The organism is Staphylococcus pettenkoferi (genome assembly GCF_002902685.1).
Taxonomy (GTDB): Bacteria; Bacillota; Bacilli; order Staphylococcales; family Staphylococcaceae; genus Staphylococcus; species Staphylococcus pettenkoferi.
Map to the genome: position 1 here is coordinate 69,235 of NZ_PPRN01000001.1, position 9,898 is coordinate 79,132.

Here is a 9,898-nt window from a genome sequence, read left to right on the forward strand (position 1 = left end):
TCATTTTACCAAGCGAAGAGTCCGACAAAGCCTGCCGTCATTAGGGAAACGAGAATACCTGCAAGTAACATCATCGGAACATATTTAGATACAAAGTCCGTCGTACGTTGATCGACAATCCCTTTCAACGTACCGACAATCATACCAATCGTCGAGAAGTTCGCGAATGAAATTAAGAATGTAGTAATCACTGCACGGTGGTGAGACGAATAACTATTCACTTGATCTTTGATGCTACCCATGACGACAAACTCATTTGTAACAATCTTCTTCGCCATCTGCTGTGCAACAAGCCATGCTTCATCAAACGGCAAACCTAATAATAGCGCGAATGGATACATAAAGACACCGAGAATTTGGTCTAAACCAAAGCTACCTTTCCAATGCATGCCATGCGCAATAAGACCTGTAATAAGATGAATGAAACGATCGATTAAATCTGAGAGTGCCACGAAACTGATGACGAACGCGATAATAATAAGTATCAATTTACCTGCATTTAATACCGAGTCGCCTAAGAATGAGAAGAATGGTTGACGCTCTACTTCTTCATTACGAATGCTATAAATAATGTCTTCTTGTTCTTTCACTGACACAGGATTCAATATCGATGCCACGATAATCGCATTAATAATATTGAGCGGAATCGCTGTAAGCACGAGATCACCAGGCACCATAGTGACGTATGCCCCTACGATAGCACCAGACACTGAACTCATCGACATCATCGCGACAGTTAAGACACGTGCTTCGTTCATGCGTTTTAACTGCTCACTGGAGACAGCAAGTGCTTCTGTGTTACCCAGAAACATCATTTCGATACCGAAGAACGATTCAAATCGAGGTTGACGTGTCACTTTCGCAAGTAACCAACCGATGGCACCGATGACACGAGGTAGAATATTGAAATACATGAGAATATCAAATAAAGGCACGACGAGCAGAATTGGGAACAAGGCACTGATAGCCATATCCATCTGATCGCCTACGAAACTGTTGAATGCAAAGCCTGTACCATGATGAGCTGACTCAATGACCCAAGCGATACCGTTCGCTAAGCCTTTAACAACGGCTCTTCCCCATGGAAAGTAAATAAAGAACCACGCTAAGAATACGTTGAGAACGACAAGAATAGCGACAGATTTCCATTGAATATCTCGTCGCTTTCTAGAAAACAGAACGGCTATAGCAAGAAAGACAATTAAACCGATGATATTAATTAATAAATACACGCTGAACACACCTCTCAGATTTGTAAAAGTCGTTGATATGTATAGTAAAAATGAACTATTGACTGTTAAAAACATGATATTACAAGAATCATTATACCATGCGCAGAAAGGTCAAGAAATAACAATTAGATGACATTCAAAGGTTATACTTCGACTTTCTGCTTTATTTTTTCGTTATAAAAGGGTTACCGTACGGTTATTTACGATGTAGAAAGGTATTTTAACTTTATCTAATCAATTCAAAAAGCCACCAACAAAGTCAACGACCTTGCTAGTGGCTGGAAATATTGTACATGTTATAAGCGATTACCCTATTAATCACTTAAATTCTGTGTTTGCACAAATTCTTGATATTTCTGATGGTCAGCCATGAGTCCTTGGTGTGTACCTTTACCTGTCACGTGGCCACCATCAATAAAGATGATTTGTTCTGCTTTCTTAATCGTAGATAAACGGTGAGCAATAACAACAGTAGTACGATTCTCCATCAAGGATTCAAGCGCCTCTTGGATCTTACGTTCACTTTCACTATCCAAGTTTGCAGTGGCTTCATCTAATAATAGAATGTCTGGGTTCTTCACGAAACTACGAGCGATGTCGATACGCTGACGTTGTCCCCCTGATAGCTTGAGCCCACGCTCACCTACTACAGTATCGTAGCCGTCTTCAAATTCTTGGATAAACTCATGACAGTTCGCGAGTTTGGCATAATTAATCAGCTCTTCATCGCTAACTTCTCTGTTGATACCATAAAGCAAGTTGTCACGAATCGTACCATTCATCATTGAATTGGACTGCATGACGTAACCAATCTTGTTACGCCATTGCGCAAGTGGAATATCATAGATCGACTGCGCACCGTAGCTGATATCGCCACGTTCAATGTCATACATGCGCTCAATAATGTTGAATATGGTACTTTTACCTGAACCTGATGGACCTACAAAGGCAGTGACCGTACCTGGTCGAATATCAAATGATACATCTTCAAGAATCGGCTTCACGTCATATTTAAAGTCGACGTGTTGAAAGCTTAATGTACCGTCTTGAATTGGCTTATGAACCTCTTGTTCGATATCTTCTAAAGGCTCGTTCATAATCTCATGAATACGGCTACTTGCGCCGACTGCTTTACGATAATCTGTCGCTAATGTCGTTAAATTGACGAGCGGCATAGACAGTTGAATCACGTAGAAGATCATCGCAATTAACGTCCCTGCTGTCATCGCACCAGAAGAAATACGTAGCGCACCGAATCCGAGAATGATCGCAATCGTCAACAGCATCACTACACCAGAGATCGGTTGAATCACGGCAGTAATCTTCGCTTGCTTCAGACCTAAACGGTAAATCTCGTTTAAGTTCTTATGCGCTTTGTTCAGCTCTAACTGTTCTGTATTGGATACTTTGACCAACCGCATTTCCGTCAACACACGTCCAAGGAGACCACTGAAATTGGCAATCTCCGTTTGTGTTGAAGTTGAAATTCTCTGCATGACTTTCCCTAAAGGAATCATAATCATGATGAGAATCGGTATAGTGATAAAAGTAAGTAACGTCATCTGCCAATCCATAACGAACAGCATCACAAGTGAGCCAACGATTGTGATAGCGGATGGGAATAATTCAGGCAACTTCTGTGAGACGAATTCATTGATGACTTTCGTATCGTCCGTCAAACGGCTCATGAGCTGCCCACTCTCATTCTGATCGAAAAATGGCATCTTCAATTGGATGATGTGCTTCCATAATATAGAACGAATCGCAAAGATAAGTTTCTCACCAATTTTACTCAATAGGTAAAGACCTAAACCACTTAACACTGCATTGAGAATAAAGATGCCTGCGAACAGTACAATAAACATAGGATTGATAGAATCAAGTGAGAATTTATCTACCATCTGGCCGGTAAAAGCCGGAACGACTAACCCAGTCAAACTCCCTAGAGAGGAGATCAGTATCGCGGCAATAATTAAGCCCACGGGCCAGTTGAGTTTACGAAATAAGAAGAACAATGGATTTCCTTGTTTCATAGTATGTACCTCATTAATAAGTTTAATATTTAGTAGTCCTTCACACTGAAGGAAGACAACCCTCAGTCTAACCTCTTCATCAGTCCAAAGTATGATGGGTTCAGCAGTGGCAATATTTTAATTTAGTCTACACATATGCTAAAATATTGCTATTGCAAAATTATAGGTCAGTAAGAAGGAATGTTGATTATGAAAAAATTTATATGCGCGATTGTAACTGTACTCTTCGTTGTTTCAATTATAACACCTTTTGCACACGCGGAAACAGTTTCCCCTTCTCAAATCGCAAATCAGTACGGTTACAATAACGTCACCTCCGCCTATGAACCTGAAGGCGCAGCTAATGTCGCCCAAAATGGTCAAGTCCTCTATAAGTACAATTGGGATAAGAAATGGTACCCCGCTTCAATGACGAAACTCATGACGATGTATCTAACTATGGAAGCTGTACAGAAAGGTAAACTTTCACTCGACGATAAAGTAAAGATTACTGACGATCACTATCGTATGTCGACCCTCCCGGAACTCAGCAACACCAAACTTTATCCAGGCGAAACCTATACCATTCGAGAACTACTTCAAATCACTGTGTCAGCTTCAAGTAACGCAGCTGCATTGATTCTAGCCAAAGAGGTATCCGGTAGTGTATCAGACTTTACAGACGAAATGAATCATAAAGCGAAAGATTTAGGTATGAAACATACACACTTCGTCAATCCTACGGGTGCTGAGAATAATCAATTAAAGGACTTTGCGCCTAAAAAGTATAAGAACGAAGAAAACAGTACTTCCACTGCTAAAGACTTCGAATTGTTATCGCTCCACGTCGTTAAAGATACACCGAAATTACTGCATTTTACTAAACAACTCGCACCGACCCAACATAACGTCACTTACTATACTTTAAATCACTCACTTGATGGCGCAGATATGAGTCTGAAAGGAACAGACGGACTGAAGACAGGTTCAAGTGATGTGGCAGACTATAACCACACCTTATCAACGAAACGTGACGGCTTACGCATCGTTCAAACGATTATGGGTGCCGGCGATTATGTAAATCTTGGTGGCGAGAAACAGCGAAATATGATGGGTAACGCGATGATGGAACAGTCTTACGATAACTATCAATACAAGAAAGTGCTGAAGAAAGGTAAGCACGACATTGACGGTAAGACGTACTACATTGCCAAAGACCTATACGATGTGGTACCGAAAGATATGAAAGCGAAAGACTACAACTTTGTCGTCAAGGATGGCCAAGTTCATCTTGATTATCAACGTGAATTTATTAATAAAAGTTATGGCCCACCAAGTGTGAAAGCGAAAAAACCTGTACTACATGAAGCTACAACTGTCGCGAAGTCATCTTGGGAAACACATCCACTACTTACAGCGCTTGGATTTATCCTCATCATAGCTGCCTTAGCCATTGTTGTTTATTTAATTATTGAAGCTGTAAAAAAACGTAAATAATCTAAATATGCGGGGGATTGTGCAGACTCGAACCTATAATCCAGAGTTCACTGCACATACGCTCAAGCATTAAAAGAGCCCTAGTTGATGTTGATTCGCTCGTTTCAACACCGACTAGGGCTTTCTTTACTATAGTAGGAACCGAATGGCTTTCCTACCTTTTCCAGTTACAATTCTCTATAATACATAGTCATTAAGTTGCGTCGTCACCGTAAAGTTCACGTTTGATTTGAGTCGTTGAAATACCTTCTGTACGTTTTAAGTAGATGACGTCACATTTATCTTTCAAGAAGTCGAATTCGCCTTCCCAATCGTGACCCATGACGAAAGTATCTACTTCGTAACGATCAACGTCTTTCTCTTTTTGTCCCCAACCATCTTCTGGGATGACAAGATCAACGTAACGAATCGATTCCAACATCATCTTACGTTGTTCAAAGTTGTAATATGATTTCTTGTGTTTAATACGGTTGAATTCGTCCGTTGAGAGCGCGACGATAAGGTAATCTCCCATCTCACGCGCACGACGCAATAGTTCGATATGGCCATAATGTAATAAATCGTATGTACCATATGTAATAACACGTCTCATACTTTCACTCCTTCTGCCTTTTTAGTGGTTAAATTATAACACGTTACTTTCAGTTATGATAATTATATTATCATTAGATAGAAGGAAGTGAATTTCTGTAGATCATATACTCATTTAGCGTCTAAGCACACGTTTCAAACGTTGTTTAGACGAGAATTTCGTACGTTTCGGTAAGACTTTGACTTTAAAAATGTAATACGGTGGACGACCCACACCCATCTGTACAAGCGCTGAACGCCATGGTTGATAAATCTCTTTCGTCCAACCTTGACCGGCTTGTTCCACTGCCTCAATGATTCTGAAGAACGCTTCACTAGAGCGATCAGTTTCTTGCATTTCTCTTAAATACACGATGACTTGGTCAATGAGCTCAGACGTTAATTGAGGATGTTCTGTTAAATAGTTCTGAATCAAGTAACTCACGATCAAGTTATCCATACGATAGCTATAATATTCACGTTCTTTTCTAAGTAACAGCTTACGCATCACGCGTTGACGGACCTTTTCCGCATCAGCGAGATAGGCAGTAAAGCGCTCTACCCTTGAAGCAGTGACAGATTCGGCCTCTGTATTGTAACCATAAATGAGTGTAGGAATGAGTTGAATGTCCCGCGCTTGATTATAGGCCTGAATGATAAACGTATGTTCTTCGCAGAACGTCACATCCGTGTCGAAACGTAAATCTTTAAAACATGCGCTAAACAATTTCGCGCCTGGGCCTATCGACTGCATGATTTCGGGACAAGATTGTAAATTCACTAGCGCCTTACGTCTAATACTTTCATGTGTAGCAATCGGTACCCACGTTCCATGTTCCTCTCGTGCTAGTTGCCCTACGACGACTTCGACGTCCTCGTTCGCTTGATAATACTTCAACATAAAATCGATGCGTCCTGTTAAAAACTCGTCATCAGCATCTAAAAACATAAATGCGTCGCCTGTCATCGCTTCGAGACCTTTGTTGCGGGCGACTGCAGCACCTTGATTCGCTTGGTCAATAAGATTAATGTCAGAGCGTTCTCGGGCTAAACTTTTCAAGACATCTAAAGAACCATCTGTTGAGCCATCATTCACACAGATAATTTCGTGTGTCGCTTTCGTATCGATCGATCGTATGGCACGTTCAATAGTACGTTCTGCATTATATACAGGAATGATTATAGATAATTTCACTTTTTCACCATCAATTCTTCAATATAATTAGTCACTTTATCAATTGAATCTGCTGTTGTATACTCATGCCACTCCTCAAAGAGTGCCGTCCATGGTGTCTTCTCTGAGACTATCTTATTCAATAATTCACCTTCACTATACGCTTTAAACTTGTCTGGAATCGCTTTATAGTACATGTTCAAGCCACGATCTCGTTCATATTCTTGTTCATCATAAACGTAAAAGAGGATCGGTTTATTGATAATACTCGCTTCAATCGCTAAGGAACTATAGTCCGTAATAATCACATCCGCTAGGAGAATCAACGTTTGAATGTCTAATTGACTTTGATGGGCGTCTGCTACAGCAGGATGTAATTTATTGAGTAGAATATAGTTCGGTAACAATTCTTCAAACGCCTGCGTATTGATTTCTCGATTTCGCTTTTTATGTTCACGATAGGTTGGAAGATAAACTGCTACTTTCTTATGAATGCCGAGTTCTCGTTTAAGTTCCTTTTGACGCGCTTTGGCATCGAATTGTTTATAGTAAGCAAGCCTTGGCAGACCCGTTTTAACAAACTGATCACTCGTTGCACCAAAGGCCGCTTCAAAGCATTGAATCATCGGATTGCCACCTACAAGATACTTATCCGTCGCATCATACACTTGCTTGTACTGTTCCACCATCTTTGTATTCTGCAAGTCCACTTGATGGTCTGTGAAGCCGAAGTTCTTTAACGCACCCGCCGCATGCCATGTTTGAATGACCGTTTGGCCTTCTTTTTTATTGAAACTACCTAACATGAGGTAATATGTATCGATAATGATGACTTTTGCCGTACTCAACGCTTTAATTTGCTGCATCACATATTTATTTCCAGCCGGTACCCATGTGACATTTTGTAAGTTATTTAATGTCTCACGGTCTTTTTCCTGTGCGATGACTGTGAGTTGGTACCCTTTCTCATCGAGCTGTTGTAAAATGGGTAGCACATCTTCAGAGAACGTCATCATTGCGACGATGTGTCGATCGTTCACCTTTTTACCTTTAAAAATAAAATTAAGAATAGAAATCATCAAGAGATAAATCTTTTTAATAATAATACGCAAAGTTTCACCGCCAATTCTATAAACTGATTCGTCTATATTATAGCTTTAACACACGTAAAATTATAGAAAAATCCTTTGCCAGATGTGACTCCGACAAAGGATAGTTCTATTACATAAAGTCTGCAAAGTGATCTCGATATTTCATATGTAGTATAGATCCGAGAACAAATAAGACAATGATAACACCAAAGTTATACAATGTGAGATGCCAGTGGTCGATAAAGTACCATTGATGGTGTAACAGTGCCGCACGATATCCTTCTGCTAAGAAATAAATTGGATTGAATTTAATGATATCGAGTACGATACCCTCTGGCAAGTTAATAATAATGTTCGATGCAAAGAATACGAGCCGCATAATCGCTTGTATAATTTGTTGCGTGTCTCGTACAATCACCCCAAGTGTGGAGGTGAAGAGTGCAATCGTCGTTGTCAGAACGAGCGATAATGGCACAAAGAACAATAACTGTAATGTATAGAGGTTCGGATAATATCCACCAATTGCACATAGTATCATTACGATGGCCAGCAAAGCGAGATGGCCGTAGAACCTACTGGAAACTATATATGTTGGGATAATCGACAACGGGAAGTTCATCTTTGCGACTTGATTATATTTCATCGCGATGGATTTCGTTCCCTCTAAGATGCCTTGGTTAACGAAGAACCACATATTAATACCCGCAAGTAACCAGAAGATAAATGGTACCCCTTCTTGCGCATGACCTTGTCTAAAGCCTAGTCCGAAGACGAACCAATAGACCGCGATTTGAAGGGCAGGGTTGATGAGTTCCCAAGCGATACCAAGGTAGTTATTTTTATTCGAAATCTTAACCTGGAACTGCGAGAGTCGGTTGATGAGGTAGAAATTCTTGAGATGTTCTTGTAATACTACCCACACTGCTTTCATAAGAATAAACCACACTTTCAAATGTTTTCACTAATCATTTTTTATTTTTGCACGCCACATCATGAAATCATAATATGTTTATCCCCTCATGATCGTGAAATGAATATTTCATTAGTTCAATTACAACTTTTTATTATAGCAACTTATACGCTAAATTTCTCACAATATCATTCTTATTTTAACAATCTATCATTCATAACGTAAATTATTTTCCGTAAAAGTAAAACCACTTCTCTACCGTAAAGCAATAACAGTACAAATTCACCACAGTAGAACAATTTGTAACAAATTAACGTCTCATAAGATGAATACATTTAACAACCTTCATTATATACTATATAATTGTATTAATTAGAACTAAGGAAGGACAATATTATGAACGTTTCGGTTACTATAGACCATGTCTCCAAAGAGTATCGTATTTACCGTAATAATAAAGAACGTATGAAAGATGCCCTCATCCCTAAACATAAGAATAAGACGTTCTACGCGCTGAACGACCTCTCTCTCACTGCCTATGAAGGTGATGTCATTGGGCTCGTAGGTATTAACGGCTCTGGTAAATCTACGTTAAGTAATATGATTGGCGGTTCTCTCATGCCGACCCATGGTAAGATTAAGCGCAATGGCGAAGTCAGCGTGATTGCGATTAACGCAGGCCTCAACAATCAACTAACAGGTCTTGAAAACATCGAGTTCAAGATGCTTTGCATGGGCTTCACGCGTAAGCAGATTAAAGACTTAACGCCTGAAATCATCGAGTTTAGTGAGCTAGGCGAATTTATCTACCAGCCGGTTAAAAAATATTCCAGTGGGATGCGTTCGAAACTCGGTTTCTCTATTAATATTACGACGAACCCAGATATTCTCGTCATTGACGAAGCACTATCTGTCGGAGACCAAACTTTTGCTCAAAAGTGTTTAGATAAAATTTACGAATATAAAAAGCAAAATAAAACGATCTTCTTCGTCAGCCATAATATGAGCCAAGTACGTCAATTCTGCACGAAGATTGCTTGGATTGAAGGCGGCGTTCTTCGCGAATATGGCGATTTAGATGACGTCTTACCGCAATACGAGAAATTCTTAAAGGACTTCAAAAAATTATCTAAAAAAGATCAAAAAGCGTATAAAGACCAACTTAACGATTCACGTTTCGTGGTGAAATAGAGAGTGAGACAGAAATCGCTATGATTTCTGTCTTATTTTTTCATACGACGGATTGTAATATTAAGTGCAACACCCAAAAAATTTCATAAAAAATGCCCATAATTGGCACTTTGTTGTAAGATGTTAATACACCACTAAAAACAAATACAAGGGAGTGCCAATATGAGCTATTTACATCTTACTATATATGAGCGTTCAAGTATAGAGACACTGAGAAAAGA

The 9,898-nt window shown here is 39.7% G+C and carries 8 protein-coding genes; 2 read left to right on the forward strand and 6 right to left on the reverse strand.

Annotated features, from left to right (window positions below; translation table 11 throughout):
• Window positions 1-5: 5 nt before the first annotated feature.
• Together CD126_RS00345 and CD126_RS00350 are read right to left on the reverse strand one after the other, a co-directional pair.
• Window positions 6-1,232, reverse strand: coding sequence for a NupC/NupG family nucleoside CNT transporter (locus tag CD126_RS00345; RefSeq protein WP_049408044.1), 1,227 nt, complete (start codon window positions 1,230-1,232; stop codon window positions 6-8).
• Window positions 1,233-1,546: 314 nt separating this feature from the next.
• Window positions 1,547-3,265: an ABC transporter ATP-binding protein gene (locus CD126_RS00350; RefSeq protein WP_049408042.1), complete on the reverse strand. Its 1,719-nt coding sequence runs from the start codon at window positions 3,263-3,265 to the stop codon at window positions 1,547-1,549.
• Window positions 3,266-3,454: 189 nt separating this feature from the next.
• Here CD126_RS00350 and pbp4 point away from each other — a divergent pair, with 189 nt between their 5' ends.
• On the forward strand, window positions 3,455-4,741 hold the full coding sequence (pbp4, locus tag CD126_RS00355) for a penicillin-binding protein PBP4 (protein ID WP_049408040.1): 1,287 nt from the start codon (window positions 3,455-3,457) through the stop codon (window positions 4,739-4,741).
• 193 nt (window positions 4,742-4,934) lie between these two features.
• Here pbp4 and tagD read toward each other — a convergent pair whose 3' ends face one another.
• The 4 genes from tagD to CD126_RS00375 form a co-directional block, all read right to left on the reverse strand.
• Window positions 4,935-5,333: a glycerol-3-phosphate cytidylyltransferase gene (gene tagD / locus CD126_RS00360; protein WP_002472536.1), complete on the reverse strand. Its 399-nt coding sequence runs from the start codon at window positions 5,331-5,333 to the stop codon at window positions 4,935-4,937.
• A gap of 114 nt (window positions 5,334-5,447) precedes the next feature.
• Window positions 5,448-6,506 carry a glycosyltransferase family 2 protein gene (locus CD126_RS00365; RefSeq protein WP_049408038.1) on the reverse strand — a complete coding sequence of 353 codons (1,059 nt, stop codon included), beginning with the start codon at window positions 6,504-6,506 and terminating at the stop codon, window positions 5,448-5,450.
• Window positions 6,503-7,597, reverse strand: a complete 1,095-nt coding sequence (tarB, locus tag CD126_RS00370; RefSeq protein ID WP_049408036.1) for a teichoic acid glycerol-phosphate primase TarB — start codon at window positions 7,595-7,597, stop codon at window positions 6,503-6,505. Before tarB ends, CD126_RS00365 begins: the two co-directional genes overlap by 4 nt.
• 109 nt (window positions 7,598-7,706) lie before the next feature.
• A complete protein-coding gene (locus CD126_RS00375; RefSeq protein WP_002472609.1) occupies window positions 7,707-8,507 on the reverse strand; it encodes an ABC transporter permease in 801 nt (266 codons plus the stop codon).
• A gap of 375 nt (window positions 8,508-8,882) precedes the next feature.
• Between CD126_RS00375 and tagH the strand changes: the two genes are divergently transcribed.
• Window positions 8,883-9,677: a teichoic acids export ABC transporter ATP-binding subunit TagH gene (tagH, locus tag CD126_RS00380; protein ID WP_049408034.1), complete on the forward strand. Its 795-nt coding sequence runs from the start codon at window positions 8,883-8,885 to the stop codon at window positions 9,675-9,677.
• Window positions 9,678-9,898 lie beyond the last annotated feature (221 nt).